A 25,161-nucleotide genomic window follows, 5' to 3' on the forward strand; every position below is an offset into this window, starting at 1 on the left:
GCACAGCGAGGCGCGTTGGTTGCGGCCCGGCTCAGGCGCCGCCCCATGACCAGCGGTGACCAGCCCTTCCCTATCTGACGCCGCTGTAGCCGCCTGAGCAGGCCGCGCCGCGCTCGGGGGCCGTCGGTCCCTGCTCGTACTTGTCCAGAAAGGGCTTCAGGCGGGCGTCGTCCGGACTCTCCACCTTGATCTGCGCACCCCAGGCACTCGCGGCGATGGGCGTGTCCATGCCCGCGTAAGGGCTGAGCAGCGTGTAGGGGCGGCCGTCGACCAGGGCCCTGAGTTGCGCCACCCCCGCCGCGTCCAGATCGGGACGGTAGGTGATCCACACGGCGCCGTGTTCTAGGCTGTGCACGGCGTATTCGCGGTACAGCTCCTGGCTGTAGACGCCGCAGTTCTGCCACAGCGCGTTGTGGGCCCCCCCGGCGGGCGGGTTCTCGGCGTACACCAGCGAGCCGCTGCGGTGATCGCCCGCCGCGTAGGTGAAGGTCTGAAGGCCCTCCAGCTTGGTGCTGTTGCCGCAGGCGGTCAGGGTCAGGAGAAGGAAAGAAAACAGGGCGCGTTTCATCGCTGACCAGCATAGCGGCGCCATGTTAAGGATTAATGGCCGCCCTTGACCTCTGCGCCGGTCGGTTCAGGGTCCGGCACAAGACCCGGCGGGCGGCCCCCGCTGAAGCCGCTGCCTCGCAGGTCCACCATCTGCCGGTCCGGCACGATGTCTCCCTTCAGGCCGAGCGAGGCGAGGACCGGCAGAAAGGCCTGCATCACGGGAACCTCGCCGTGAACCAGCCAGACATGGGGGGTTCCAGCCGTCTCCAGAAAGGCCAGCAGATCGTCCTGATCGGCGTGGGCGGAAAAGCCGCCGATGGTGTGGACCCTGGCCCGCACGGCGATGTCCTCGCCCATGATGGGCACCGTCTCGGCCCCGGCCACGATGCGCCCGCCCAGGCTGAGCGGCGACTGGTACGACACGATGATCAGGCTGGTCCCCGGTTTCCACAGGTGGTGGCGCAGGTGGTGCTGGATGCGCCCGCCGGTCATCATGCCGTTGCCTGCCAGGATGACGGCTGGGCCGTCGTAGCGGTTGATGCGCTGCGACTCGTCGCCGGTCAGGACCACGTGCAGCGTGCTGGGCGCAAACGGGTCCTCGCCGGAGCGCAGGGCGTCACGGACCTCCGGGATCAGCTCGTCGCCGAACTCGAAGTACGCGCGGGTGGCGCGGGCGGCCATCGGGGAATCCAGAAACACCGGAATGCGCGGCACCTCGCCGGACTCCATCAGCTTCCGCAGGGTAGAGAGAATGGCCTGCGAACGTTCGATGGCAAAGCTGGGAATCAGGATCTTGCCGCCGGCCCGCACCGCCTGCCGCAGGGCGGCGCTGAACTCGGCCAGGGTGGCGGGCCACGCGCGGTGGCGGCGGTTGGCGTAGGTCGTCTCAAGGACCACCGCGTCGGCCTGCGGCGGGGGCGTGAAGTCGGGTTGCAGACCGCTCTCACGGTGGCCCAGATCGCCGCTCATGAGCAGCCGCCCGTCTGCCGATTCCAGCAGCAGATACGCGCTGCCCAGGATGTGCCCGGCCCGCCCGGGGGTGACGCGCAGGCCCGCCAGCGTGACCGTCTGCCCAAATTCCAGCACCGGGCGCAGCAGGGCCAGGGTTCGGTGAACGTCCTCCTCGTCGTACAGCGGCGGCAGAACCTCCTCCTCGCGGGCCTGCCTGCGGGCGCGGCGCAGGTCCTGGCGGTAGCCCTCCACCTGCAACCGGGCCGAATCCAGCAGCACGGTCCCGGCCAGCGCGGCAGTGGGCGGCGTGCAGTACACCGGCCCCCGGTAGCCCCGGTTCACCAGCAGCGGCAGGCGGCCCACGTGGTCCAGGTGCGCGTGGGTCAGGATCACCGCGTCCAGGTCCGCCGGGTCAAAGGGGTAGGGCTCGTGATTGCGGACCTCCAGCGCCTCGCCGCCCTGAAACAGTCCGCAGTCGATCAGGATGCGCCGCCCGCCGTCCAGGGTCAGCAGGTGCATGCTGCCCGTGACCGTACAGGCCGCGCCGAAACTCTGGAGTCGCATGGGGGATTTTAGCGTGGGGATGGGGGCAGGAAATACTTCTGGTGTCTGCCCTGAACGCTGCCCTAGAACAGTTCGTCCAGCACGCGGTAGTACGCCAGCCTGTCCGGATCGACCAGGTCGCGCCCGTACAGGTCCAGAAACTGCTCGGCGTAACCGGGGCTGAGGTTGCGGCCCAGGCTGCGGTGGGTCAGGGCCAGATCGGCGTGGCGGTCCGCAATGCCGGCGCGGCCCACGTCGATCAGGCCGTCGATGAACTCGCCGTTCACGATGACGTTGGGCAGGCAGGCGTCGCCGTGGGTGACCACCAGATCCTCTGTGTCAGGGCGGGTGCGGGCCAGCTCGTTGAAGACGCTGACCGCCGTGCGGCCCTGGCGTTCGCGGTCAAAATCGCTCTCGTCGACCACCCCCGCCGCCACCCGCTCGCGGGCGCGGGCCAGGGCCACGCTCAGGGACATGTTGAAGGGGCACTCGCGCAGCGGCAGGGCGTGCAGCTCACGCAGGGCGCGGGCCAGCAGGTTCACCAGCCGGTCCGGGTGAAACAGCACGTCGGGGTGCGAGGCGTCCAGGCCCGGCACACGGGTCATGGCGAGGTATTCCAGACCACCTTCCACCTCGTACCCCACCACACGCGGCACCGGCACGCGGCCCGCAAACCAGCGCAGGCGTTCGCGCTCCTGCTGCAGGGTGGCGGGAAACTGCAGCCCCGGGGGCTGGGGGCCTGAGGACGGGAGGCCGCCCCGCGCCTGCACCTTGACCACGAACCGCTGCGACTTCCACACGCCCGCCCCGCTTTCGCCGGTCGTGACGCGCTCCCAGCGGGCGGCAGGCAGCACGCGGCGCAGTGCAGGGGGAAGGCTCAGACTTTCGCGGGCGTCAGCAGGCACGGGGGGCAGGATAGAACATGCAGTCGCGGCCCGGCCGGACACTGCATCATGGGCGCGTGACCTCCACCCGACCGAAAGACCGTCCCCGCGCCGCACAGCCGCGCCCGCAACGCCAGACCGACTGGTTTTCCGCCGTCATCGGGCGCACGCGCTTTGTGGTGCTGATCGCGGTGGTGGCGGTGCTGCTGGTGTCGTTCAGCCTGTTTCTGCAGGGCACGGTCCTGGCCGTCTCGACGCTGTACGACTCCTGGCACGACACCTTTACCAGCGGCATTCAGAGCCAGCGCGGCAGCCTGGCGGTGGAGTTCCTGGAGATCGTGTCCACCATGCTCAAGGCGGTGGTGTTCTACCTGATCGGGGTGGGCCTGTACTCGCTGTTCATCTCGCCGCTGAACCTGACCAGCGCCCTGGGCGTAGAAAGTCTGGCGGACCTGGAACAGAAGATCATCTCGGTGATCGTGGTGATTTTGGGCGTGACCTTTCTGGAGCATTTCGTGCGCTGGCAAGACCCCCAGGAAACGCTGTACTTCGCGGGGTCTCTGGCGCTGGCCGGCGGAGCGCTGATCTTCTTCCAGCGGGTCCACCACGGCCAGGGCAGTGACCTGCAGCAGCCCGAGGCCAAGCTGCGCGCCCGCCGCGAGCTGTTCGAACACGACGACGAGCAGCGCCACATCGAGGAAGAGGACGTGCAGCGGGCCGCGGAGGTCACCGAGGGCAAGGCCAAGGGCCAGGTGCAGGCCGACGCCGGGGCAGAGGGCTAGGGTCAACCTCATCGTTCCGCCGCATTCAGTCTCTGCCGCGACGATTTGAAGCCCGGTCCAGCCGACGGACCTGCCAATAGAGAGAGGCGCGACTTCTCCAGCGCCCGCGCCGCGTAGACTGCGGTCAATGAGAGTTGGCCTGTTAAATTCCCCCGCCTCGCGCCTCCGGGCGTACTGGGCGGCGTACCTTAAAGAACTGGACGTGGAGGCCGTGACGCCGGCCGTGGACGACGCAGAGGCCCTGGCGCTGGGCCAGCAGAGCCTGCCGGACGAGCCGACCACCGTGCAGCTGGCGCTGGGCCGCATCCTGGCGCTGGAGGCCGTGGACGCCGTGCTGGTCCCACAGTGGCCCGCCGTGTCGGGCGACGCCTGGAGTGAGGCCCTGACCGAGCTGCTGCCCCGGCGCATCAGCGGGCTGCCCACGCTGATCGCGGTGCCGGACAGCGGCGGTCCCGAACTGGAAGGCCACGCGGCCGAGGTGGGGCTGCGCGTCTCACACAACGGCGGCGCGGTGCGCGGGGCGCTGGCCAAGGTCCGCCCGCTGGCCGCCGAACCCCGGGTCAATATGCCCGCGCTGGGCCGCGCCGGACTGCCCACGGTCGCCGTGATCGGCCCGCGCACCCTGCTGGCCGAGGACGTGTTGGCGGGCGGTCTGCGCCCCGCGCTGGAGGCGGCGGGCCTGCACGGCGTTTTCTCGACCGAGCTGCCGCAGGGCGACGTGCTGCGCCGGGCGGAGCGCATGGAGAACGCGGCCAGGGTTCCGGCCGGCGAGCGCGAACTGTTCGGCGCGGCCTCGCTGCTGGCGGGCAAGAGCGCGGTGCGCGGACTGGTGCTGGCTTCGGCCGCCCATGACGGCGCAACAGCGGCGGCCCTGGACCGGATTGCCGCGAAGATGCACCTGACCACGCTGCGGCTGGACCTGCAGCCCGGTCAGGCGGAGTTTGACGGCCTGGAGGCCTTTGCGGCCCGGATCAATCCCACCGCGCTGCCCCCCCAGGAGACTCCATGAACCTCTGGCGCTGGCTGACCACCCCCGATCCCGATCCCGGCTTTAACTGGATCAAGATGCTCAAGCTGTTCACCCGCGTGATCCTGTTCGCCACCGTCGCCACGCTGATCAGCAGCCTGCTGTCGCTAACGCCGCTGCGGCCGTACCTGAATACCTGGTGGGGCAGCCTGATCTTCATCCTGATCCTTTACGTGCCGATGGCGCGCTTCCTGCTGGTGGATTCCTTTGCGCCGCGCCGCGCTGCCACCGGCACGGCCAGCAGCAAGGCCGGCAGTGGCCTGAGCAGCGCCCAGCGCCGCAAGGAACGCAACCGCTACGCCGGGGTCAAGAAGGGGCCGCCCAAGTACGGGGGGCGGCGATAGGCCGGAAAAGACCACATTCCAGCCTCGCACAGACGCGCAAGAAACGGCCTGCCGACGAACGCCTCAACGAGCGGGTCTACCGCCCGCTGGCGCAACGGCTGGTGGACCCGCTGGCCCGCCTGAACGTATACCCCACCCATGTGGTGCTGTTCCACACGGTGCTGGGGGTCTCCGCCGCGTGGCTGATCCGGCGCGGCGGCCCGTGGTGGCGCTCGCGCCTCGCCCCCGCGCTGCTGCTTCAGCTCAAGACCGTGCTGGACAATCTGGACGGCCAGCTGGCCCGCGCCACCGGGCAGACCACCGAAACCGGCCGCTACCTGGACACCGAGATGGATCTGGCGGTCGATCTGGCGCTGAACGTGGCGATTGCAGGCCGGGCGGGCGTGCCCCTGACCCTCCTGCAAAGCCTGATCCTGACCACCGATTTTCTGTGGGAGCGGGACCACCGCGCCGCAAGGGGCGAGGTCTTCCGCGAGGCGGCGGCGCAGGCCGGCGATAATCCGCGCGTGCTGGCGGCCCTGAAAGCCGTGTACGCCGCCTATTTTCTGCCGCAAGAGCAGGCGCTGGGCGGGTGGTTCGAGGCGCGGCTAAGGGTGGTGGTGGGCGACTCCCCGACCCCCGAGGACCGCCGGGCCTACACGCCGCTGCCTATTACGGCGGTGGCGGCCAATCTGGGGCTGACCACCCAACTGGCGTTTCTGGGCCTGTGTCTGCTGGCGGGTCACCCCCGGCTGTACACCCGCTCGCTGCCGGCACAGGCGCTGGTGCTGCTGGGGGTACAGCGGTGGCGCGAGGGGGAAGTCAGGCGGGTGGGGGCGCAAGACACGCGCTGACGGTCTCTACTCGCCCAGCCGGTACTGCCGGTCGCCCTCGGCCTGCAGCACCACGCCCACCCTGCCCCGGTCCACCGTCACGTCGCAGTCCAGGATGCCGCGCGGCAGCGGGCCCGGCAGCGCCGTGACGCATTTGAGCCCGTAGGACGCGTTCGCGGACGGGTTGGTGGCCTGGACCGCCTGCATCACCCGCCCGCCGTAGTCGCGGGCGGCGCGGCCCTGGAACGCCAGCGTGGCAACGATCACGCCGATGCCCGCCGCGAACGCCAGCAGAATCAGAAAGAAGCTGCGCGTGGCCCGCCCGCGTTCGGCGGGGGTAATCTCGCGCATCTCAGCGGTCCTGATGGCGGGTGTGCCGGGGCGTTTGCCGGAGTGCTGGTCCGCTTGTTTCGTGGGGCGAGGACGCTTGCTCATCTGCCCGCCAGCCTATCCCGAGCGCTCCCCAAACCGCCGCCGCGCTACACTCCGGCCCATGAGCAAGGTCATCATTATCGGAGCGGGCGGCGTGGCCAACGTCGTTGCCAAGAAGTGCGCGCAGAACGACGGCGTGTTCACGGAAGTCCTGATCGCCACCCGCACGGTCCGCAAGGCCGACGCGGTCGTGGCCGAGATTCACGAGCATCTGCCGAACAGCCAGACGCGGTTCAGCACCACGACGGTGGACGCCGACAACGTGCCGGAACTGGTGCGGGTGATTCGTGAGTTCGGCCCGGAGATGGTCATCAACGTGGCGCTGCCGTACCAGGACCTGACCATCATGGACGCCTGCCTGGAAACCGGCGTGCATTACCTGGACACTGCCAACTACGAGCCCAAGGACGTGGCGAAGTTCGAGTACTCCTGGCAGTGGGCCTACCGCGAACGCTTCGAGAAGGCCGGCCTGATGGCGCTGCTGGGCTGCGGCTTCGATCCCGGCGCGACGCAGGTGTTCACGGCCTACCACGCCAAGCACCACTTCAAGGAAATCCACTACCTGGACATCGTGGACTGCAACAACGGTGACCACGGCAAGGCCTTTGCCACCAACTTTAACCCCGAGATCAACATCCGTGAGATCACGGCCAACGGGCGCTACTGGGAAAACGGCCAGTGGGTGGAAACCGCGCCGCTGGAAATCAGCCAGGACATCTACTATCCCAAAGTGGCCACCCGCAAGAGTTTCGTGCTGTACCACGAGGAACTGGAATCACTGGTGGTCAACTTCCCCACCATCAAGCGTGCCCGCTTCTGGATGACCTTCGGCGAGGCGTACATCAAGCACCTGAACGTGCTGGAAGGCATCGGCATGACCTCTATCGAGCCGATTGATTTCAGGGGTCAGCAAATTGCCCCCATCGAGTTCCTGAAAGCCGTGCTGCCCGCGCCCGAGTCCCTGGCCGCCAACTACACCGGGCAGACCTGCATCGGCGTGCAGGCCAAGGGCATCGGCCAGGACGGTGAGGAAAAGGTGCATTTCGTCTACAACGTCAGCGATCACGCCGAGACGTACAGGGAAGTGCAGGCGCAGGGCGTGAGCTACACCACCGGCGTCCCGGCGATGATCGGCGCGATGCTGATGCTGACCGGCGTGTGGAAGAAGGCGGGCGTGTACAACGTCGAGGAGTTCGATCCCGATCCCTTCATCGACGCCATGAACACCTGGGGTCTGCCGGTGGACGAACTGGCCGGCATCGAATTGGTCAAATAGAGGGTAAGACCAGAGCCGCCGCACCGGACGCGCCGCCCCTGTGCCGCTGAGGCTGGGCGGCGCGTTCATCACGGCCCAACGTCAAGACCCGCTTTTAAGACAGAACAGGCCGGGCGGCATGCGCGATACTGGGCCATGCTGCCTCCTGTCCCGTCTGCTTTCCTGCTGTCCGGCGGCGCGTGACCTCCGCCGCCGATCTGACCGATCCCGCCGCCCTGCAGGCCGCGTTCCGGGTGCAGGGTTACGTGGCCGGAGACGCGCTGGCCACAGCCCTGCGTCTGGTTCCGGCGCTGCAAAAGCCGCTGCTGCTGGAAGGCCCGGCGGGGGTGGGCAAGACCGAGGCGGCCAAGACGCTTGCACTGGCGCTGGGCACCCGGCTGATCCGGTTGCAATGCTACGAGGGGCTGGACGCGCAGGCCGCGCTGTACGAGTGGAACTACGCCCGCCAGCTGCTGTACCTGCGCTCGGCAGAGATCAGTGGGGGCCGGGTGGACGACGACGAACTGTACGGCGAGCGCTTTCTGATGGCCCGCCCGCTGCTGCAGGCCATTCAGCAGGACGTGGCCCCGGTCCTGCTGATCGACGAGATTGACCGTGCCGACGACGCCTTCGAGGCCTTCTTGCTGGAACTGCTGGCCGAGTGGCAGATCACCGTGCCGGAACTGGGAACCATCACCGCCCGCACGCGCCCGCACACGATTCTGACCAGCAACCGCTCGCGCGAGCTGAGCGACGCGCTGCGCCGCCGCTGTCTGTACCACTGGGTGGAATACCCCACCGCGCGGCAGGAGCTGGAGATCGTGCAGGCGCGGCTCCCCGGCATCGACGCAGCGCTGGCCCGGCAGGTCACCGACGCCGTTCACGCCCTGCGCGCCCTGCCGCTGGGCAAGCCGCCGGGCGTGGCCGAGACGCTGGACTGGGCGGCGGCGCTGCTGGCCCTGCACCGGGACCATCTGGACGCCGCCAGCATCGAGGCCACCCTGGGCGCGGTGCTGAAGCTGCGCGAGGATCAAGTTCTGGCCGCGCCGACGCTGCGGGGGGTGGCGGGCCGAGCGGAGGCGGGGTGACGCCCCATCCCCCCGAAACACTGCTGCCTGCCGAGCTTTCCGCAAAAATCACCGCCTTCGTGATCCGGCTGCGCGTGCGGCACGGCTTCCTGGTGGGGCCGGGCGAGGCTGGCGACGCACTGAGGGCCGCCGGGGTGGTCGACGTGCTGAGCAAACGGCAACTGCGCGACGCCCTGCGCGCCGTGCTGATCGCCTGCCCGGAACAGGCCCGCATTTTTGACCACGAATTCAACACCTTCTTCCGTGCGGAAGGCAGCCCTGCCCCGCCCGAACTGCCCCCGCTGCTGCCCGAAACCGAGGCTCCCGGCGCGGAACAGGACACCGAGACGACTCCCAAAAAACAGCAGGAAGGCGAGGGACAGGCGCCCGCCCCGGCCGCACCCCAACCCGGCGAGCAACCGGAACTGACCCCCGTACAGGCCCAGCCGCAGAGTGAATCGAAGGATGACCCGGACGACTCCGGCGGCGACGTTCAGACCATTCAGACCCGCCTCAGCCCGAATGCGGGGGCGGGGGGCGAGGTGCGCGCCGAAGAGGGAGAATTGCGGGAGCTGTTGCGCGCTGCCACGGCGCTGATCCGGGCGGTGGAGTTGGGGCGGTCAAGACGACTCAGGCCGCTGGTGCGGGGGCCGAAGCTGGACGCCCGCCGCACCCTGCGCGCCGCTGCCCGCACGGCAGGCGACCCGGCGCTGCTGCGCTGGCTGGGCCGCCAGCGCCGCTCGCCGCGCTTCCTGCTGGTGCTGGACGGCAGCCGCAGCATGGGCCGCGACGCCGCGCTGCTGCTGCGCTTTGCCCAGGCCCTGTCGCTGCGCACCCGCCGGGTGGAGGTCTACGCCTTTTCCACCGGGCTGCGCCGCCTGACCCCCTACCTGCGTCAGGCGCTGCCAGGCCAGGCATTGACCCTGCCTGACCTGGGTGAGGCCTGGGGCGGCGGCACCCGCATTGGCGAGAACCTGCTGCACCTGACCCGTCACGAACGCGAACGGGTGAACCGCGACACGCTGGTCCTGATCCTCAGTGACGGTCTGGACACCGGGGAACCCGAGGTGCTGGAACGCGCCCTGCGTGACCTGAAGGCGCGGGCGGGCCGGGTGGTGTGGCTCTCGCCGCTGGCCGCGCTGCCGGGCTACCAGCCGGTACAGCGGGCCATCCGGGCGGCGCTGCCGCACATCGACGCGCTGCTGCCTGCCGGAGACATCGACGATCTGCATCGTCTGGGCCGCCGCATCGGGCAGCGAAACTGAAGTTCCGACTCGCCTGCCCACAGGCAAACATTCGGGGACAACACCAATGGGCCGGTTGACTCGCCGCTCATTTTAGGCTAGCCTAAAACATATGATCCGCTCACCGAGAAACCTGTTTTTGGCTGGCCTTCTCGCTGTTGCAGGTACGGCCCAGGCCGCCGCAGCCGGAGAGAAGAAGACCGTTCTGACCACCTTCACCATCCTGGCCGACATGGCCAAGAACGTCGCGGGCAACCGCCTGAACGTCGTGTCCATCACCAAGCCCGGCGCCGAGATTCACGGCTACCAGTTCACGCCCAGCGACCTCGTGAACGCACGCGGGGCGGCCCTGATCCTGAACAACGGACTGGGACTGGAACTGTGGTTCGAGAAGTTCACGCGGCAGCTGGGCAAGGTGCCCAGCGTCACGCTGACCGACGGCATCAAACCCGTGAGCATCAGCGCCGACGCCTACAAGGGCAAGCCCAACCCGCACGCGTGGATGTCGCCTAAAAACGCCCTGATCTATGTGGAGAACATCCGCAAGGCGTTCGTGAAGCTCGATCCCGCCGGGACCAGGGTTTTCAACGCCAACGCGAAGGCGTACAGCGATCAGATTCGCGCGGTGGACGCCCGGCTCAAGACCCAGCTGGCCACCCTGCCCAGAAATCAGCGGGCGCTGGTGACCTGCGAGGGAGCCTTTTCCTACCTGACGCGCGATTACGGCCTGTCCGAGCATTACCTGTGGCCGGTCAACGCGGAAGAGGGCCAGGGCACGCCCCGGCAGATCAAGGGCGTGATCGACGTGGTGCGTGCCGAGAAAATTCCGGCCGTGTTCTGTGAGAGCACCGTGCCGACGCGCGGCATGCAACAGGTGGCCAAAGAGGCCGGGGCCCGGTTTGGCGGCGTGCTGTACGTGGACTCGCTGACGGACGCCAAGGGGCCGGTGCCCACCTACCTCAAGCTGCTGCAAAAGGACGCCGACACCATTCTGAAGGGCCTGGGCGGGCAGAAATGATCGCGCTGGACGTTCAGGACGTGAGCGTGGCCTACGGCGGCGGACGGCTGGCGCTGCGGCAGGCCAGCCTGCAGGTGGGGGTCGGCAGCGTGTGCGGCCTGGTGGGCATGAACGGCTCGGGCAAGAGCACGCTGTTCAAGACCGTGATGGGCTTTCTGCCGCCCCTGCGCGGCAGCGTACAGGTGTTCGGGCAGCCGGTGATCCGCGCCCAGAAGGCCGGGCTGATCGCCTACGTGCCGCAGAGCGAGGACGTGGACTGGAACTTCCCGGTCAGCGTGCGCGAGGTGGTCATGATGGGCCGCCAGGGCAAGATGAACTGGCTGCGCCGTCCGGGCGCCGCCGACCACACGCTGGTCAATGAAAGTCTGGAGCGCGTGGGCATGGGTGCCTTCGCCGACCGTCAGATCGGAGAACTCAGCGGCGGACAGCGCAAACGCGCCTTCCTGGCCCGCGCCCTGGCGCAGGAGGGCCGCCTGCTGCTGCTGGACGAGCCGTTTGGTGGGGTGGACGTGGGCACCAGCGAGGCGATCATCGCGCTGATGGGCGAGTTGCGCCGCGAGGGCCGCTCGATGCTGGTCAGCACCCATGACCTGGGCACGCTGGAGACCTTCTGCGACGAGGTGGCCCTGATTGCCGACCGCACCGTGCTGCTGTACGGCCCCACTGACGAGGTACTGACCGCCGGGAATCTGGCCCATACCTTCGGGGGCCGCTCGCCGCTGCACGCGTCCCCCACCCCCAAACTGGAGGCCCGCCCATGAACTTGGAACTGCTGCTGGCCCCGCTGCAATACGACTTCATGACCCGCGCCCTACTGGTCAGCGCCCTGGTGGGCACGGTCTGCGCGGTGCTGTCCTGCTTCGTGATCCTCAAGGGCTGGTCCCTGATGGGCGACGCCGTATCGCACGCGGTGCTGCCCGGCGTCGTGATCTCGTACCTGCTGGGCCTGCCATTCGTGATCGGGGCCTTTGCGTTCGGGCTGCTGAGCGTCAGCGCCATCGGCTTTATCCAGTCGCGCTCGCGCGTCAAGGAGGACACGGTGATCGGGGTGGTGTTCACGGCCCTGTTCGCGCTGGGACTGGTGATGATCTCCAAGATTTCCAGCGACGTCCACCTGAGCCACATCCTGTTCGGGGACGTGCTGGGCATCGGCGACTCGGAGCTGTGGCAGACGGTGATTGCCGGGGCCATCGCGCTGGTGGTCACGCTGATGCTGCGCAAGGACCTGCTGCTGTACGTGTTTGACCCCACCCACGCCCGCTCGATTGGCCTGAACACCGGCGTGCTGAACTACGTGCTGCTCACCATGCTGGCCCTGACCATCGTCACCGCCCTGCAGACCGTGGGCGTGATTCTGGTGGTTGCCATGCTGATCACGCCGGGGGCCACCGCCTACCTGCTGACCGACAGGTTCTCGAAGATGCTGTGGATTGCCGTGGCCTGCGGGATTCTGTCTGCCGTCATCGGCACCTACGGCAGCTACTTTCTGGACGGCGCGACGGGCGCATGCATCGTGCTGGTGCAGAGCTTCTTTTTCCTGCTGGCCTTTGTCTTCGCGCCCAAGCACGGGCAGCTGGCCCGCCGCCGTCAGCAGCTGGCCGAACGCGAGGACGAGCTGGGCGAGGGTGGCCCCACCGCCACGCCGCGCACGGTCCTGACGCGGGTCCGGAACTCTGGCAAGGAGCCGGCCCGCGACTGAGGCCGCCCCGTCCCCAATCGGTCCTCTTCCCAGTGGAGAGGGCTTTTTCTTGGTGGGAACGCCGACACAACAGGTGGCCCCTCTCCACCGGGAAGAGGGGCCGTGTGCTTCGCGGGGGTTGACCGTCCCCTACAGGTCCCGCCGACTGAAGCGCCACATCGCCGCCGCCACGGCCAGAGCGGCCAGCACGGCGGCCCACAGGGCCAGGGCCGGCGCAATCGGGTCCGAGCCGAAAAATGGATTGGCCCCGCGCGCCGCCGTGCTCAGCTCCAGCAGCACCGGGGGTTGCAGCAGGTAACTGGCCCCCAGCCACAGCGCGTTGGTGGGCATCACCACGTTGGCGACACTCCCCAGCGTGGTCAGGATGGGCGTGTCCGAGAGGGTACCGATGGCGCTCAGGATGCCGCCAGTAAAGCCCGCCCCGTACAACACAAACACGCCGATGCCGTTGGCCAGCGTGGTAAACAGCGTGCTGCCCAGCACCGTCAGGGCGGTCAGCAGCGTCACGGCCAGCAGGATCAGGCCCAGGGCCGGCAGCGGCGAGGGCGGCAGGTAGCCGGTGATGGCGTACACGCCGATCAGGAGCGCGGCGCCCAGCAGGGCCACGTACCCCACGTTCACAGTCGTGAAGCCGATCCAGCGCCCCAGCACCAGTTGTGCGCGGCTGATCGGGCGGGCGATCACGCTCTGCATCACGCCGTTCTCGATGTCGCCGCTGACCGCGCCCACGGTGGACAGCACCGCCATCAACGCTCCCAGGAAGTACACCAGATACATGCCGAACATGGCCGCGTACATCACCGGCAGGTTCGACAGTCCGGAGGTGCTGCGTCCGTCCAGCCCGGCGTCCACCGCCCGCTCGTCCAGATTCAGCTCCAGGCGGTAAATGCCGAACAGGTAGAACCCGATGAACAGCACGCTCAGGATCAGCAGGACGCTGACCAGCCGCTTGCGGACGGCCTCGCGCAACGACAGTTCGGCGATCAGCAGGGCGTTACGCACGGGCGGCCTCCGGGGCAGCGTTGGACGCGGGAGCGGGCCGGTCCTCGATCAGGTCCAGGAACATCGTTTCCAGGTCTGGGCGGCGCGGGGTCAGGGCATGCAGACGTGCGCCGGACGCAAAGATGGCGTCGGCCACCGCGGGCACCGCGTCCGCCTCCGGCAGCCACAGTTCGATCTCGGCACGTCCGGGGGTCTGGGTGTCGGTGTGGCGGACCTCGCCCAACCGGGCCAGGGCGTCCAGCAGTCCAGGCTTGATGGCGTCTACCCGGATGCCCACCGGAATCACGCCGCCCATCAGCTCCTGCATGCTGCCCTGCTGCAGCACCCGGCCCTCCTTGACGAAGGCCACGCGGTCACACACCTGTTCCACCTCCGAGAGCAGGTGGGAGTTCAGGAAGACGGCCACGCCGTCGGCGCGCAGGCCCTCAATGATCTCGCGGACCTCCACGCGGCCAATCGGGTCCAGGGCGCTGGTCGGCTCGTCTAGAAACACCAGTTCGGGCCGCGCCAGGATCGCCCCGGCCAGCCCGCAGCGCTGCAACATGCCCTTGCTGTAGCCGCCCAGCGACTCCTGGCCGCGCCCGTCCAGCCCCACGGTTTTCAGCACCTGGGGAACGCGGGCGCGCAGTTCATCCGCCTTCATTCCGGCCAGCCGCCCATGAAAGTTCAGGAATTCCTCGGCGGTCATCCAGGTTTGAAAGCGGAACTGCTCGGGCAGGAAACCCAGTTTCGCGCGCACGGCGGGATCGGCCGGCGAGCCGCCCAGCACGCGCATCTGGCCGCTGGTGGGCAGCACCAGCCCCAGCAGCATCTTGACGGTGGTGCTCTTGCCCGCACCGTTCGGCCCCAGGAAGCCGAAGACCTCGCCGGGCAGCACACGCAGGTTCAGTCCGTCCACCACCGCGCGACCCCGGTACTCCTTGCGGAGGTCCTGCGTTTCGATGATGCGAGGGGGGGGAGCGCTCATGGGGGCAGCATAGACGCGCAGGCGGTGCGCCGCGTGCGCTGAAAGTTGCAGTTGGGTCCTGTGGTGGGCGCAGGCCCGCGGGGGTGAGGGCCGCCCTGCCTCCGCCCACCCACGGGGCTGGCCGTCTCAATTCGGCCTCTCCCCCGCCGTGCTAGCCTCCCGGTCATGCCCGAGCCACACCTGCCCAACGCGCCCGTGACCCCCGCGCCGCTGTTCAGGACGGCGGTGGTGGCCGGGGTGGGGCTGATCGGCGGCAGCGTGGCCATGGGCCTGCGTCAGCGCTTCCTGGCCCAGCGCGTGATCGGCCTGGACGCCAGCATGGACGTGCTGCGCGAGGCCGAGGCGCTGGGACTGGTGGACGAGGTGCGCCCCAGTGCCGGCGAGTGGCTGCGCGGCGCCGATCTGGTGATCCTGGCGGCCCCGATGCGCGCCCTGATCCCGCTGGCGGGCGAACTGGCCCCCTTCCTGAACCCGGCGGCGCTGGTCACCGACGTGGGCAGCGTCAAGGGCGGCATTGCCGCCGAGATGGAGCGGCTGGGGGTCCGGAATTTCGTGGCCGGACACCCGATGGCAGGCAGCGAGCGCGGCGGGGTCACGCACGCCAACGCGGCGCTGCTGGAAAACGCCGTGTGGGTGCTGACCCCCACCGAACAGACGCCGCTGACCGCCCTGAGCCGCGCCCGCACCCTGGTCGAGGGCCTGGGGGCCGCCCCGGTGGTCATGCCGCCCGACGCGCACGACGCGCTGGTGGCGACGGTCAGCCACCTGCCTTACCTGGCGAGCCTGGCCCTGACCCACATGGTGGCCCGCGACGAGCGCCTGAGCCTGCTGGCCGCCGGAGGCTTCCGCGACCTGACCCGCGTGGCCAGCGGCGACCCGCGCATGAGCCGCGACATGGTGGTGGAGAACAAGGCGGCGCTGCGCGAGGCGCTCAGACGCTTCAGGTTTCAACTGGACCGCCTGGAGGCTGACCTGGAGGACCCCGAGGAACTGCTGGCCGCCGCCCACGAGGGCAAGCGCACCCGTGACAGCCTGCCGGTGGTGCGCCGCAGCCTGCTGCCGCAGAAATATGATCTGGTGGTGGCCGTGCCGGACAGGCCCAACCAGATCGGCCTCGTGACCCAGACGCTGGGGGCCGCCGGGGTCAACATCAAGGACATTGAAGTGCTGGCAATCCGCGAGGAGGGCGGGGCGCTGCGCCTGGGCCTGGAATCCACCGACGCCGTGGCGCAGGCCACCAGCATCCTGCGTGGCGTGGGCCTGGAGGTTCGCGGGCGGGGCTGAGCGCTGACCGGCGCCCGGGCGGGGACAGCGTCCAGACGCCCGCTTCCGGGCATGCTCAGCCGGGCAGGCCGCCGCTTCCGGCAAATCCACTAGACTGCCTCCAGCGCACCCGTGATTTCCCATGACCCAGACCCGTTTTCCCCCCTCCGCTGAGCCTGAGCCGCAGTCGCTGCCGCCCATGCGGGAGGATCCCGACTTCGACCCGGATGTCGAGGGACTGATTCCCCCGTCGGAGGCCGAACCCGGCGGCGCGGACGACACGGGCCTCAAACTGACCGCCATCGACCTGTTCCGTGGCATCACCATTCTGGAAGTGGTGGCCCACCACACCTCAGGCCTGGCCCTGCGCTACGCGGTGCCCGACACCCTGAGCTTCATGCTGCTGCAGATGGTCAACCGCACACTGCATTTCGCCGTGCCCGCGTTCGTATTTCTGTCGGCGGTGGTGCTGACCCGCAGCCTGCTGAAGAACTTCCGGCCCGGACGGTATTTCTGGCGGCGGCTGACGCGCGGGGCGTGGCCATACCTGCTGTGGAGCGCGCTGTACATCGGCTGGTACGTCTGGACCGGGCAGCGCCCGGCCAGCACCCTGACCGATCCCGACAAGTGGCTGTTCTACCTGCAGTACGGCAAGGCCAGCTACCACCTGTATTTCCTGCTGGTGGCGCTGGAGGTGTATCTGGTGATTCCGCTGCTGCTGCCGCTGGCCCGCCGCAGGCCCCCGATTGGGCTGGCCCTGCTATTCGGCGCGGCGCTGCAACTGGGCATCTATTTCCTGAACCGCGAGTACCTGCGCCTGCCCTTTCCGGCCAGCAGCGTGTTGTGGTACATGCTGCCCATCACGGTGGGCGCAGCGGTGGGCGCAAGGCTCGACGAATTCCCGGCGTGGTGGCGCAAAAACCGCGTGTTCCTGATCGCGGCGGCGGCGCTGGCCTACGCGCTGTACCTGCCGCAGGCGCTGGCCTACGTGCGCGGCGAGCCGGTGGTCAGCGTGGTGTACTCCAGCCTCAGCTGGGCCTACACCACGCTGATGTCCCTGACGGTGCTGGGGGTGGCCTACAGCCTGCAGCGCCTGCGGCAGCCCTGGCGGGTCTTGCTGGGGACCACCGGCATGTTCAGCCTGCAGATCTACCTGATTCACCCGGCCCTGCTGCAGACGCTGGAGCGCATGCACGCGCCGGGCGGAGACCCGCTGGTCTTTGCCCTGACCACCGTAGGCTACTTTCTGGCCGCCCTGATCGTGCCGGCTCTGGTGGCCCTGTTGCTGGTGGACACTCGCCTGAGCCGGCTCGTGTTCGGGCGGTGAGGCGGGATGAACCGGCAAAGATCAAGGGCCGGTCAGTGTGGTGTCAGGCGCGGCGCGCTACATTCGGCAACGTTGTGAGTCGGTTTCTTTTCCTGATTGCGGTCCTGGCCCTGGGCGTTTCCCCGGTGGCGGGGGCCGCCGCACCGCCGCGGACCCCCACCGGCACGCTGGCCCAGCCGGTCGACTGGCTGCCGCTGGGTCAGCCGGGGCGCGAGTCGTTGCTGCGCATTCCAGACAGCTGTACCTACCTGCCCTGCCCGCTGGTGGTGGTCTCGCACCCCCGCAACCAGAGCGCGGCGCGGCTGCGCGACAGTGACACCTTCCAGGTTCTGACCGACACCCTGCTGGCCTCGCACTTCGCGGTGCTGCTCAGCGGCGACGGTGGCCCCACCACCTGGGGCAGCCCCCAGGCCCTCAAGGAGGTGGGCAAGGTGCACGCTGCGGCCCTCAAGCGCTTTGCCTGGAACGGCCACACCTACGCGCTGGGCATCAGCATGGGCGGCCTGATGGCGCTGCGCAGCGCCCTGCCCGGCAGCCCCTACCGCGTGGATGGCGTGGCCCTGATCGACGCCTGGACCGATCTGCGGGCGGCCTGGAACGCCTCGGCCAGCCGCCGTGCCGAGATCAGCGCGGCCTACGGCCTGCAGGGCGAGCCGCCGCCCAGCCTGGACCCCCTGATGCAGACCTTCAAGGCGCCCTACCTGCCGCTGTTCGTGGCCGCCAGCGTCAGCGACGGCACGGTTCCGGCCCTGACCAACGGTGAACGCCTGTTTCCGCACGCCTCCCTGGGCAGCAGCGAATTCGTGTCGCTGAGCGGTCCGCACCTGGGCGGCAACCGCTTCACGCGGGAGATGGCGCAGCGGCTGGTGGGCTTTTACAAACGGCTGGAAGACCGCGTGGCGATGAAATAGGGCAATGGGCCGGGGACACCCCCAGTCCATTCATTGGTGAGGTTCTCAGCGGAAAAGCGGCAGGGGGCTTCAAGGTCCCCTGCCGCTTGACCCGTCAGGTGGCCCGCCTCACATCGCCGCCGGAACCTCGATGCCGATCAGGTCCAGCGTTTCCTCGAAGGCCTGACGCAGACGGGCCACCAGCGCCAGCCGGGCCTCACGCAGTCCCTCCTCGGATTGCAAGACGTTGGTGGCGGGTTTGCCCTGCCGGTCCTTGGCGTTGTACCACGCGTTAAACGAGGTGGCCAGGTCCAGCGCGTACTGCGCCACCACATGCGGCGAGTGAACGCGCACGCTCTGGGCGACAACCTCGGGCAGCTTTGCCACCTGCTTGGCCAGAGTGAGATCAAGGTCCGGCACCATGTCCCAGTCGGCCCCAGTGCCGCCCACGGCAAAGCCTGCCTCCTGCCCCCGGCGGAGAATGTTGGCGGCGCGGACGGCGGCGTACTGGATGTACGGCGCGGTGTCGCCGTTCAGGGCCAGCGCCTGCTCCCAGCGGAAGTCGATCTTGCGCGTCGGCTCGGCCTTGAGCATGGCAAAGCGGATCGCGCCCAGGCCGATGCGGCGGGCAATCTCGTCGGCCCCGTCCTGCGCGCCCAGTTCGGGATTGACCTTCGCCAGCTCGATCAGGGCGCGTTTCTGCGCCTCGTCCATCGCGGCGTCGGCGCTGACGGTCACGCCCTTGCGCCCACTGATGGTCTGGCCTTCCAGGGTGACGAAGGCGTACGACAGGTGGACGCTGCGCTCCTTCATCCCACTGTGGCCGGCCACGCCCAGCGAACTGCGGACCACGGTCTGCGGGTGGTCCTGGCGCGAGTCGATCACGTTGATCACTTCCTCGGCGTGTCCGAAGCGCTTCTCCGTGTCCGGCTGACCGTCCGGCGCACTGGTCCAGACCGTGTGGCCCTCGGGGTCGGCCGTGAAGGGCCTGAATTTCATGCCCTCGAACAGCCCGAACTTCCAGAACTGGTAGCCGATGTCCTTGGCGGCGTACATGGCCGTGCCATCGGTGCGGATCAGCACGACCTGCGGCTCTTCCAGCCCTGGCATGAACTCGGACACGTCCATCACAAAGGCCCCGGCGTACTTGCCCTCGTTGGGGTAGGACGTGTATTTGCTGTCCTTCAGGATGGTCATGGCCTTGCTGAGAAACCCGCTGCCCACCACGTCGGACTCCCAGTTCAGCAGGTCGTAGCGGGCGCCCAGGCGAAAGCAGGTGTCCAGGTGGGCATGCACCACCTTCTCCACCTCTGCACGCAGTTCCCCGGCCTCCAGGCGGTGCATGATCTCGCGGATGCCGGGTTCCAGCTCCGCCTTGGCCGGATCGGCGTTCAGGCGCACGTAGCCCTCGCCCAGCCAGTGGTCGTACTTCTGCACGCCGTCCCACTTCAGGCCGTAATGCCCCACCGCAAAGATGGATTCGGCAGCCTGACGCCCGGTGTCGTCGATGTAATTCTGCACTTCCACGGTATGCCCGGCGGCGCGGAAGATGCGGGCCATGCTGTCGCCCAGCACCACGTTCCGCAGGTGCCCGACGTGCAACTCCTTGTTGGGGTTGACCGAGGTGTGCTCGATCACCACCTTGCCGCTCAGGCGGGGCATCTCGAAGGGACGCTCCACCACACCGCGCACGAACGCGCCCACGTCCACGAAGAAGTTCAGGAACGGCCCCGCCGCCTCGACCTTCCGGATGCCCGCGGGCAGTTGCACCGTCTGGGCCAGCTGCGCGGCGACCTGCGCGGGATTGCCGCCCACCGCCTTGGCAATCAGAAAGGCGGCGGGGGTGCCGTAATCGCCCGCCTTGCCTGCCGGGGTTTCCTGAATTGCGGCGTCCACCGCCGCGCCCATCTGCTGGGCCGCGGCTTCCACGGCGGTTTTGAGCTGTGCCTTGAGGTTCATAACGCCAGAGTCTAGAGCAGATAAAGCACTGACCCTCCCCTGCGGCGGCGGCATGGCCGGCCCGGCTTCCCGTAGCATACGGTTCATGCCTGAGCTGCCCACCTCTGAGGCCCCGTCCGTGGCGGTGGTCATTCCGGCCTACAACGAGGCCGACACGGTGGCGGACGTGGTGCGCGTGGCGCTGCAGCTCACGCCGCAGGTGGTGGTGGCCTCTGACGGCAGTGACGACAACACGGCCGCGGTGGCGCGTGCGGCGGGGGCCAGGGTGGTGGAACTGGCCGAGAACACCGGCAAGGGCGCGGCCCTGGCCTCGGCGCTGGCCGCCACCGCCGCCGAGTACATCGTGATGCTGGACGCCGATCTGACCGGGCTGACGCTGGACCATCTGCGGCGCATGCTGCGCCCGGTGATCAGCGGGGACCTGGACATGTGCATCGGCGTGTTTGAGGGCGGCGGCTTTGTCACCGACTGGGGCAACAAACTGACGCCCAACCTGAGCGGGCAGCGGGTCTGCCGCCGCGACTGGCTGATCGCCGTACCGCACCTGGGCGAGGAACGCTGGCCCGAACCGGCCATCACCCGCCACCTGAAAAGCACCGGGGCGCGCTGGGATTACGTGGAGTTGCCGCAGGTGGGACAGGTCTTGAAGGAAAAGAAGCGCGGCTTCTGGAACGGCGCGTGGGCCAGAACCCGCATGTACGCCGACCTGCTGACCTTCCGGGCGCGGCGCAAGAGACCGTGATGGGCCTGCTCTGACCTGACGCCTCTGTCTGGCCTGAGCGGCCCGACGCCTGCGTTAGCGCCCAGCCCCCGTCCGGGTCCTGATCAGCCCTCGTCGATCTGACGCAGCTTTTCCATGCGTTCCGCCAGTTCCGGCAGGTCCAGGGCCCGCAGAGATTTAACGGCGCGGCCCAGACCCGGCCCGTCGATGCGGTTCTGGTTCCAGCCGGCGATCAGCATGGCCAGGCCCTGCAGGGCGTCGCCCATAGTCTCCTTGTGGAACATGGCGGCCAAGTTCCCCGCCTGCGCGGGCTGGGTCTGCTGCACCTGCGCCTGCACGTCCAGCACCACCTGCATGAACACGGGGTCCAGGCGGGCGCGGTCATCGGGGGAAATGGGCTTGCTGGCAGCGGTCCGGGCGTCCTGGGTCATGCGGGCAGTGTAGAGGCTCGCGGCGGCAACGCAGCTCACGTCTCTCCTCTGCCTGTCATTCCAGCGTGAGGGCCAGCATGAGAGACTGGCCCCCGTTATGCTGGATATCCTGCTGGTTCAACTGTCCAAACCCAGCGTGTGGCTGTGGCTCGCCATTGCGCTGGTCATCTCCTACGCCATCCACCGTTTTGGCCGCCTGCTGCTGCGCATGCTCAGAGACCAGATCGGCGCCCGCATGATGCTGGTCCTGAACTGGCTGTGGCTGCTGGTGGTGGTGGGCAGTTACGTTGCCTACGCCACCTACAAGATCTACCTGCCCAACGTCCCGGTGCTGTTCGCGCTGGGCCAGAACATCGCCGAGGGGTTCCGCAACACCGCCGGACAGGCCGTGGTGATCGTGGCGCTGGCGCTGATCGCGTGGCGCATGGTGGGCAACTTCAGCGACCGCATCGTCTCGGACGACGAGTTCAACCGCCGTAACGTGCGCGTCCAGACCCTCAAGGGCGTGGTGGAAAGCACCCTCAAGGTCATCATCATCATCATCAGCCTGATTGCGGCCCTGCAGGCCCTGGGGGTCAACGCCACCAGTCTGCTGGCCGGGGTCTCGGTGCTGGGCCTGGCGGTGGGCTTCGGGGCACAGAGCCTGATCAAGGACGTCTTCACGGGCTTTTTTATCCTGCTTGAAGACCAGTACGGGGTGGGAGACGTGATCACCGTCAACAGCGGTACCCTCAGCGGCAACGTGGAGCAGCTGAACCTGCGCGTCACAGTTCTGCGCGCCCTAGACGGCACGGTACACATCGTGCCCAACGGTCAGATCAACACCGTCAGCGTGAGCAGCAAGGACTGGAGCCGGGTGGTGGCCACCGTGGACGTCACCTATCAGGCCAACATCAACGAGGCCCTGCGCGTGCTCAAGGCCGTCAGCGATGAGCTGTACGCCGAGGAGGAGTGGCGGCGCTACTTCCTGGAAGAGCCTGAGATTCAGGGCGTCACGCAGCTTGCCCCGGACGGCGTGACCCTGCGCGCCCTGTACAAGGTGCTGCCCAAGAGCCAGTACGCCGTGGGACGCGAGTTCAACCGCCGCATCAAGATCGCCATGGATCAGGCGGGCATCGAAATTCCCTTCCCGCAGCGCAGCCTGAACTTCGGCGGCGCACCCATCGAGATCCGCTTGACCCGCGACGACAGCGGGCACGGGCCGCCCGAACAGAACCGCACCCAGTCACCCGTCAAGCCCAGCGAAACGCGTGACCCGGAGGAGGAGGACTGACGGTGGCCGCGGGGGTGGGACGCACGCAAGACATTATCCGCTGCGCCCCATCCCTCTAGGACAGCTTCACGCCAGGCTGGCGGTCCCCGGCTTGCTGAGGCTGACAGGCGCGGGATCGGCCAGCTGACCGCCGGCCAGCAGAGTGGAGAACTCCTCGCCGTAGAGGGTTTCACGCGCCATCAGCACGCGCACGATCTCGTGGACGGCGGCCAGATGCTCGCGCACCAGGGTCAGCACCCGCCCGTAGGCGGCGTCGATCAGGGCGCGCACCTCCTCGTCGATCTGCTGGGCGGTGGCTTCCGACATGGGCTGCATCTGTGGGCCGCCGCCCAGGTATCCGGTCCCATCGGAGGCCAGCGCCACCTTGCCGATGCGGGCGCTCATGCCCCACTCGGTGACCATGCGCCGGGCGATGCCCGTGGCCTGCTGAAAGTCGTTCTGCGCGCCGGTCGTGACCTCGCCGTAGATGACCTCCTCGGCGGCGCGGCCCGCCAGCGCCACGGCAATCATGTCTTCCAGCGCCGGGCGGGTGACGTGCAGCCGGTCGTCGGCGTCGGGCATCATGAAACCCGCTGCCCGGCCCCGCGGCACCACCGTCAGCTTGTTGACGCGGTTGGCGTGGGGCAGCAGCTGGGCGGCCAGGGCGTGGCCCACCTCGTGGTAGGCCGTGACCTTGCGGTCCGCCTCACGCACCACCAGACTGCGCCGCTCCGGGCCCATCAGCACCCGGTCTCTGGCCTCGTCCACATCCCGCCCGGTGATGCGGTTGCGCCCCTGCCGGGCCGCCTGCAGGGCGGCCTCGTTCAGCAGGTTCTCCAGATCCGCCCCCACCATGCCCGCCGTGCGCCGGGCAATCACCCCCAGGTCCACGCTGACGTCCAGCGGCTTCTTGCGCGCGTGGATTCTCAGGATGTGTTCGCGCCCGCGCACGTCGGGGGCGTCCACCACCACCTGACGGTCAAAGCGTCCCGGACGCAGCAGCGCGGCGTCCAGCACGTCCGGGCGGTTGGTGGCGGCCAGGATAATCACCTCCTGGCCGCTGGAAAAGCCGTCCATCTCGACGAGCAGCTGGTTGAGGGTCTGCTCGCGCTCGTCGTTGCCGCCCTGCATGCTGACCCCGCGCTTGCGGCCCACAGCGTCGATCTCGTCGATAAAGACGATGCAGGGGGCACTCTTGCGCGCCTGCTCGAACAGGTCCCGGACGCGGGCGGCGCCGACGCCGACGAACATCTCGACGAAGTCCGAGCCGCTGATGGAGAAGTACGGCACCTTGGCTTCCCCGGCGACGGCCTTGGCCAGCAGGGTCTTGCCGCTGCCGGGAGGACCGACGAGGAGAACACCGTGGGGAATGCGGGCGCCGAGCTGGTGGTACTTCTCGGGCTGGCGCAGGAAGTCGACGACTTCCTGCAGGTCCTGCTTGGCCTCGTCGCAGCCCGCGACGTCGGTGAAGTTCAGCTTGATCTGCCCCTCGGCAATCACCGCTGCCTTCGATTTGCCAAAATTGCTCGCGGCGTTGCTGCCGCCGCCCGCGCCGCGCATGCTGCGCCACAGCACCACCAGGATCAGGGCAATCAGCACCAGCGGCAGCGCCTGGGTGATCCAGGCAAAGGGTGAGCCCCCCGCCACCACCCGCAGCGGCACGTTGGCCGCGCGGATCCGCTCCAGCGTCGCGCCGTCCGGCGGCACCACCAGCGCCCGCACCATCGGCGAGGACGTCGGGCTGGCCAGGAAGGTCACGCTGGCGTTGCCGGCGCTGTCCAGCCGCACCGAGCCCACCCGGCCCTCCTCCAGGTCATTAAAAAACCGGTTGGTGTTGTAAGGCCCCGCACTGCTGGGGCCGCCCAACACGGCCGAGGGGGCAGCGCTCGGCTGTGCGGCGCTGGAAAACGTCCCTTCCCCCTGGGCCAGGGCTGTAGACGGCGCGGCACAGCACAGCAGCGACAGCAACACCAGGGAACGTGCGGCGCGGGTCATGCGTCATGCTATGCCAGCCGCGACGGCGCCAACCGTCAGCGGGGGCAGTATCTCCCGCCCGGCTGCAGCCCTGGAAACGCCCGACTCTGAACTGTCCGCCGCCCTGCTCTCAGCTTCCCGTCAGGCTCGCCGCCTATGCTGCGAGGTATGCGTACACTCCTTCTGCTCGGCACGCTGGCCCTGGGGCTCAGCGCCTGCACCGTGACGGTCCGGCCCGATGCCAACGCCAGCGTTCAGATTCAGGGGCAGCGCAGCAACCTGATCACTGGCCTGCGGCCCGACCGGGGCGAGGGCAGCACCTACGCCGTGGGCGAGGCCGTGCGCTTTCAGTTCAGTGCCCGTACCCCCGGCTACGTGACCCTGATCGCCCTGCAGAGCAACGGCTACGCCAGCGTGCTGGCCCAGAACGTCTACGTGAACGCCGGAACCACCTTCTTCCCGCGTGCCCAGGACGGCGTGATGTACAACCTCGCCGAGCCGCGCGGCATCCAGCGTGTGCGCGCCATCTTCACCCGTGTGCGCCCCACCACCAACATTGTGCTGAGCGGCACCTACGACGGCAACCGCTGGAACTCGGTGACCACCACGTACTTGGATCCCTACGCGGTGGGAGACCGCGACGTGCAGGAAACGTTCCTCTATATCCGCTAGAAACCCTGTACATCCGCCAGAAACGAGGCCTGAGCATACCCCCTCCGCCATGGAGGGGGCTTTTTTTGCTCCGGTCTGCCCGCGCGCTAGCCTGCG

At 68.5% G+C, this 25,161-nt stretch carries 25 protein-coding genes; 16 read left to right on the forward strand and 9 right to left on the reverse strand.

Annotation, left to right across the window (positions count from 1 at the left end; all coding sequences use genetic code 11):
• Positions 1 to 70: 70 nt before the first annotated feature.
• The 3 genes from IEY31_RS01180 to IEY31_RS01190 form a co-directional block, all read right to left on the reverse strand.
• Complete coding sequence (locus IEY31_RS01180) at positions 71 to 568, reverse strand: DUF3105 domain-containing protein (protein WP_188968192.1); 498 nt, start codon at positions 566 to 568, stop codon at positions 71 to 73.
• A 32-nt stretch (positions 569 to 600) separates the two neighbouring features.
• Positions 601 to 2,064: an MBL fold metallo-hydrolase RNA specificity domain-containing protein gene (locus tag IEY31_RS01185; protein ID WP_188968194.1), complete on the reverse strand. Its 1,464-nt coding sequence runs from the start codon at positions 2,062 to 2,064 to the stop codon at positions 601 to 603.
• Positions 2,065 to 2,126: 62 nt separating this feature from the next.
• Positions 2,127 to 2,948, reverse strand: coding sequence for an APH(3') family aminoglycoside O-phosphotransferase (locus IEY31_RS01190; protein WP_188968196.1), 822 nt, complete (start codon positions 2,946 to 2,948; stop codon positions 2,127 to 2,129).
• A 56-nt stretch (positions 2,949 to 3,004) separates the two neighbouring features.
• On the opposite strand from IEY31_RS01190, the gene IEY31_RS01195 reads away from it, so the two are divergent.
• The 4 genes from IEY31_RS01195 (at position 3,005) to IEY31_RS01210 (ending at position 5,913) form a co-directional block, all read left to right on the forward strand.
• On the forward strand, positions 3,005 to 3,709 hold the full coding sequence (locus tag IEY31_RS01195) for a YqhA family protein (RefSeq protein ID WP_229723236.1): 705 nt from the start codon (positions 3,005 to 3,007) through the stop codon (positions 3,707 to 3,709).
• 127 nt (positions 3,710 to 3,836) lie between these two features.
• Positions 3,837 to 4,718, forward strand: coding sequence for a hypothetical protein (locus IEY31_RS01200; RefSeq protein WP_188968201.1), 882 nt, complete (start codon positions 3,837 to 3,839; stop codon positions 4,716 to 4,718).
• On the forward strand, positions 4,715 to 5,080 hold the full coding sequence (locus IEY31_RS01205; RefSeq protein ID WP_188968203.1) for a hypothetical protein: 366 nt from the start codon (positions 4,715 to 4,717) through the stop codon (positions 5,078 to 5,080). The genes IEY31_RS01200 and IEY31_RS01205 overlap by 4 nt, the downstream gene beginning before the upstream one ends.
• A 101-nt stretch (positions 5,081 to 5,181) precedes the next feature.
• On the forward strand, positions 5,182 to 5,913 hold the full coding sequence (locus IEY31_RS01210; protein ID WP_229723237.1) for a CDP-alcohol phosphatidyltransferase family protein: 732 nt from the start codon (positions 5,182 to 5,184) through the stop codon (positions 5,911 to 5,913).
• Positions 5,914 to 5,919: 6 nt separating this feature from the next.
• Here the strand turns inward: IEY31_RS01210 and IEY31_RS01215 are convergent, their stop codons facing one another.
• The gene (locus IEY31_RS01215; RefSeq protein ID WP_188968205.1) at positions 5,920 to 6,327 is read right to left on the reverse strand and encodes a hypothetical protein; all 408 of its coding nucleotides are present in this window, start codon (positions 6,325 to 6,327) and stop codon (positions 5,920 to 5,922) included.
• A gap of 58 nt (positions 6,328 to 6,385) precedes the next feature.
• Here IEY31_RS01215 and IEY31_RS01220 point away from each other — a divergent pair, with 58 nt between their 5' ends.
• The 6 genes from IEY31_RS01220 (at position 6,386) to IEY31_RS01245 (ending at position 12,607) form a co-directional block, all read left to right on the forward strand.
• Entirely contained in the window at positions 6,386 to 7,600 is a 1,215-nt protein-coding gene (locus tag IEY31_RS01220) for a saccharopine dehydrogenase family protein (RefSeq protein ID WP_188968207.1), read from the forward strand.
• Positions 7,601 to 7,779: 179 nt separating this feature from the next.
• Positions 7,780 to 8,667 (forward strand): AAA family ATPase, encoded by an 888-nt coding sequence (locus tag IEY31_RS01225; protein ID WP_229723238.1) that lies wholly within the window; start codon positions 7,780 to 7,782, stop codon positions 8,665 to 8,667.
• On the forward strand, positions 8,664 to 9,911 hold the full coding sequence (locus IEY31_RS01230; RefSeq protein WP_229723239.1) for a vWA domain-containing protein: 1,248 nt from the start codon (positions 8,664 to 8,666) through the stop codon (positions 9,909 to 9,911). The genes IEY31_RS01225 and IEY31_RS01230 overlap by 4 nt, the downstream gene beginning before the upstream one ends.
• A gap of 91 nt (positions 9,912 to 10,002) precedes the next feature.
• Positions 10,003 to 10,908 carry a metal ABC transporter substrate-binding protein gene (locus tag IEY31_RS01235; protein WP_188968209.1) on the forward strand — a complete coding sequence of 302 codons (906 nt, stop codon included), beginning with the start codon at positions 10,003 to 10,005 and terminating at the stop codon, positions 10,906 to 10,908.
• Complete coding sequence (locus tag IEY31_RS01240) at positions 10,905 to 11,669, forward strand: metal ABC transporter ATP-binding protein (RefSeq protein ID WP_188968211.1); 765 nt, start codon at positions 10,905 to 10,907, stop codon at positions 11,667 to 11,669. Before IEY31_RS01235 ends, IEY31_RS01240 begins: the two co-directional genes overlap by 4 nt.
• Positions 11,666 to 12,607, forward strand: coding sequence for a metal ABC transporter permease (locus IEY31_RS01245; RefSeq protein ID WP_188968213.1), 942 nt, complete (start codon positions 11,666 to 11,668; stop codon positions 12,605 to 12,607). Before IEY31_RS01240 ends, IEY31_RS01245 begins: the two co-directional genes overlap by 4 nt.
• A gap of 129 nt (positions 12,608 to 12,736) precedes the next feature.
• On the opposite strand, the gene IEY31_RS01250 is transcribed toward IEY31_RS01245, so the two are convergent.
• Together IEY31_RS01250 and IEY31_RS01255 are read right to left on the reverse strand one after the other, a co-directional pair.
• Positions 12,737 to 13,609 (reverse strand): ABC transporter permease, encoded by an 873-nt coding sequence (locus IEY31_RS01250; protein ID WP_188968215.1) that lies wholly within the window; start codon positions 13,607 to 13,609, stop codon positions 12,737 to 12,739.
• On the reverse strand, positions 13,602 to 14,576 hold the full coding sequence (locus IEY31_RS01255) for an ABC transporter ATP-binding protein (RefSeq protein ID WP_188968217.1): 975 nt from the start codon (positions 14,574 to 14,576) through the stop codon (positions 13,602 to 13,604). The genes IEY31_RS01250 and IEY31_RS01255 overlap by 8 nt, the downstream gene beginning before the upstream one ends.
• A 165-nt stretch (positions 14,577 to 14,741) precedes the next feature.
• On the opposite strand from IEY31_RS01255, the gene IEY31_RS01260 reads away from it, so the two are divergent.
• From IEY31_RS01260 to IEY31_RS01270, 3 genes are all read left to right on the forward strand, one after another.
• A complete protein-coding gene (locus IEY31_RS01260; protein ID WP_188968219.1) occupies positions 14,742 to 15,860 on the forward strand; it encodes a prephenate dehydrogenase in 1,119 nt (372 codons plus the stop codon).
• A 121-nt stretch (positions 15,861 to 15,981) separates the two neighbouring features.
• On the forward strand, positions 15,982 to 17,166 hold the full coding sequence (locus tag IEY31_RS01265) for an acyltransferase (RefSeq protein ID WP_229723240.1): 1,185 nt from the start codon (positions 15,982 to 15,984) through the stop codon (positions 17,164 to 17,166).
• Positions 17,167 to 17,240: 74 nt separating this feature from the next.
• Positions 17,241 to 18,077 carry an alpha/beta hydrolase family protein gene (locus IEY31_RS01270; RefSeq protein ID WP_188968221.1) on the forward strand — a complete coding sequence of 279 codons (837 nt, stop codon included), beginning with the start codon at positions 17,241 to 17,243 and terminating at the stop codon, positions 18,075 to 18,077.
• A gap of 108 nt (positions 18,078 to 18,185) precedes the next feature.
• Here the strand turns inward: IEY31_RS01270 and IEY31_RS01275 are convergent, their stop codons facing one another.
• Entirely contained in the window at positions 18,186 to 20,015 is a 1,830-nt protein-coding gene (locus IEY31_RS01275) for an arginine--tRNA ligase (RefSeq protein WP_188968223.1), read from the reverse strand.
• Positions 20,016 to 20,100: 85 nt separating this feature from the next.
• Between IEY31_RS01275 and IEY31_RS01280 the strand changes: the two genes are divergently transcribed.
• Positions 20,101 to 20,757 carry a glycosyltransferase family 2 protein gene (locus IEY31_RS01280; RefSeq protein WP_229723241.1) on the forward strand — a complete coding sequence of 219 codons (657 nt, stop codon included), beginning with the start codon at positions 20,101 to 20,103 and terminating at the stop codon, positions 20,755 to 20,757.
• A gap of 83 nt (positions 20,758 to 20,840) precedes the next feature.
• On the opposite strand, the gene IEY31_RS01285 is transcribed toward IEY31_RS01280, so the two are convergent.
• Positions 20,841 to 21,167, reverse strand: a complete 327-nt coding sequence (locus IEY31_RS01285) for a hypothetical protein (RefSeq protein WP_188968227.1) — start codon at positions 21,165 to 21,167, stop codon at positions 20,841 to 20,843.
• Between the two features lie 97 nt (positions 21,168 to 21,264).
• Between IEY31_RS01285 and IEY31_RS01290 the strand changes: the two genes are divergently transcribed.
• Positions 21,265 to 22,440, forward strand: coding sequence for a mechanosensitive ion channel family protein (locus tag IEY31_RS01290; protein WP_188968229.1), 1,176 nt, complete (start codon positions 21,265 to 21,267; stop codon positions 22,438 to 22,440).
• Between the two features lie 66 nt (positions 22,441 to 22,506).
• On the opposite strand, the gene ftsH is transcribed toward IEY31_RS01290, so the two are convergent.
• On the reverse strand, positions 22,507 to 24,414 hold the full coding sequence (gene ftsH, locus IEY31_RS01295; protein WP_188968231.1) for an ATP-dependent zinc metalloprotease FtsH: 1,908 nt from the start codon (positions 24,412 to 24,414) through the stop codon (positions 22,507 to 22,509).
• 147 nt (positions 24,415 to 24,561) lie between these two features.
• On the opposite strand from ftsH, the gene IEY31_RS01300 reads away from it, so the two are divergent.
• Positions 24,562 to 25,065 carry a DUF4384 domain-containing protein gene (locus tag IEY31_RS01300; RefSeq protein ID WP_188968233.1) on the forward strand — a complete coding sequence of 168 codons (504 nt, stop codon included), beginning with the start codon at positions 24,562 to 24,564 and terminating at the stop codon, positions 25,063 to 25,065.
• The last annotated feature ends 96 nt before the right edge of the window (positions 25,066 to 25,161 follow it).

This window comes from Deinococcus aerolatus (assembly GCF_014647055.1).
Classification (GTDB): Bacteria; Deinococcota; Deinococci; order Deinococcales; family Deinococcaceae; genus Deinococcus; species Deinococcus aerolatus.

What these genes read in the sequence shown, in the direction of transcription:
- IEY31_RS01215 (WP_188968205.1), bottom strand. Translation starts at nt 6,327, where the DNA reads ATGAGCAAGCGTCCTCGCCCCACGAAACAAGCGGACCAGCACTCCGGC.
- IEY31_RS01205 (WP_188968203.1), top strand. Translation starts at nt 4,715, where the DNA reads ATGAACCTCTGGCGCTGGCTGACCACCCCCGATCCCGATCCCGGCTTT.
- IEY31_RS01220 (WP_188968207.1), top strand. Translation starts at nt 6,386, where the DNA reads ATGAGCAAGGTCATCATTATCGGAGCGGGCGGCGTGGCCAACGTCGTT.
- IEY31_RS01265 (WP_229723240.1), top strand. Translation starts at nt 15,982, where the DNA reads ATGACCCAGACCCGTTTTCCCCCCTCCGCTGAGCCTGAGCCGCAGTCG.
- IEY31_RS01240 (WP_188968211.1), top strand. Translation starts at nt 10,905, where the DNA reads ATGATCGCGCTGGACGTTCAGGACGTGAGCGTGGCCTACGGCGGCGGA.
- IEY31_RS01300 (WP_188968233.1), top strand. Translation starts at nt 24,562, where the DNA reads ATGCGTACACTCCTTCTGCTCGGCACGCTGGCCCTGGGGCTCAGCGCC.
- IEY31_RS01235 (WP_188968209.1), top strand. Translation starts at nt 10,003, where the DNA reads ATGATCCGCTCACCGAGAAACCTGTTTTTGGCTGGCCTTCTCGCTGTT.
- IEY31_RS01185 (WP_188968194.1), bottom strand. Translation starts at nt 2,064, where the DNA reads ATGCGACTCCAGAGTTTCGGCGCGGCCTGTACGGTCACGGGCAGCATG.
- IEY31_RS01260 (WP_188968219.1), top strand. Translation starts at nt 14,742, where the DNA reads ATGCCCGAGCCACACCTGCCCAACGCGCCCGTGACCCCCGCGCCGCTG.
- IEY31_RS01280 (WP_229723241.1), top strand. Translation starts at nt 20,101, where the DNA reads ATGCCTGAGCTGCCCACCTCTGAGGCCCCGTCCGTGGCGGTGGTCATT.
- IEY31_RS01200 (WP_188968201.1), top strand. Translation starts at nt 3,837, where the DNA reads ATGAGAGTTGGCCTGTTAAATTCCCCCGCCTCGCGCCTCCGGGCGTAC.
- IEY31_RS01285 (WP_188968227.1), bottom strand. Translation starts at nt 21,167, where the DNA reads ATGACCCAGGACGCCCGGACCGCTGCCAGCAAGCCCATTTCCCCCGAT.
- IEY31_RS01275 (WP_188968223.1), bottom strand. Translation starts at nt 20,015, where the DNA reads ATGAACCTCAAGGCACAGCTCAAAACCGCCGTGGAAGCCGCGGCCCAG.
- IEY31_RS01180 (WP_188968192.1), bottom strand. Translation starts at nt 568, where the DNA reads ATGAAACGCGCCCTGTTTTCTTTCCTTCTCCTGACCCTGACCGCCTGC.
- IEY31_RS01255 (WP_188968217.1), bottom strand. Translation starts at nt 14,576, where the DNA reads ATGAGCGCTCCCCCCCCTCGCATCATCGAAACGCAGGACCTCCGCAAG.
- IEY31_RS01290 (WP_188968229.1), top strand. Translation starts at nt 21,265, where the DNA reads ATGCTGGATATCCTGCTGGTTCAACTGTCCAAACCCAGCGTGTGGCTG.
- IEY31_RS01245 (WP_188968213.1), top strand. Translation starts at nt 11,666, where the DNA reads ATGAACTTGGAACTGCTGCTGGCCCCGCTGCAATACGACTTCATGACC.
- ftsH (WP_188968231.1), bottom strand. Translation starts at nt 24,414, where the DNA reads ATGACCCGCGCCGCACGTTCCCTGGTGTTGCTGTCGCTGCTGTGCTGT.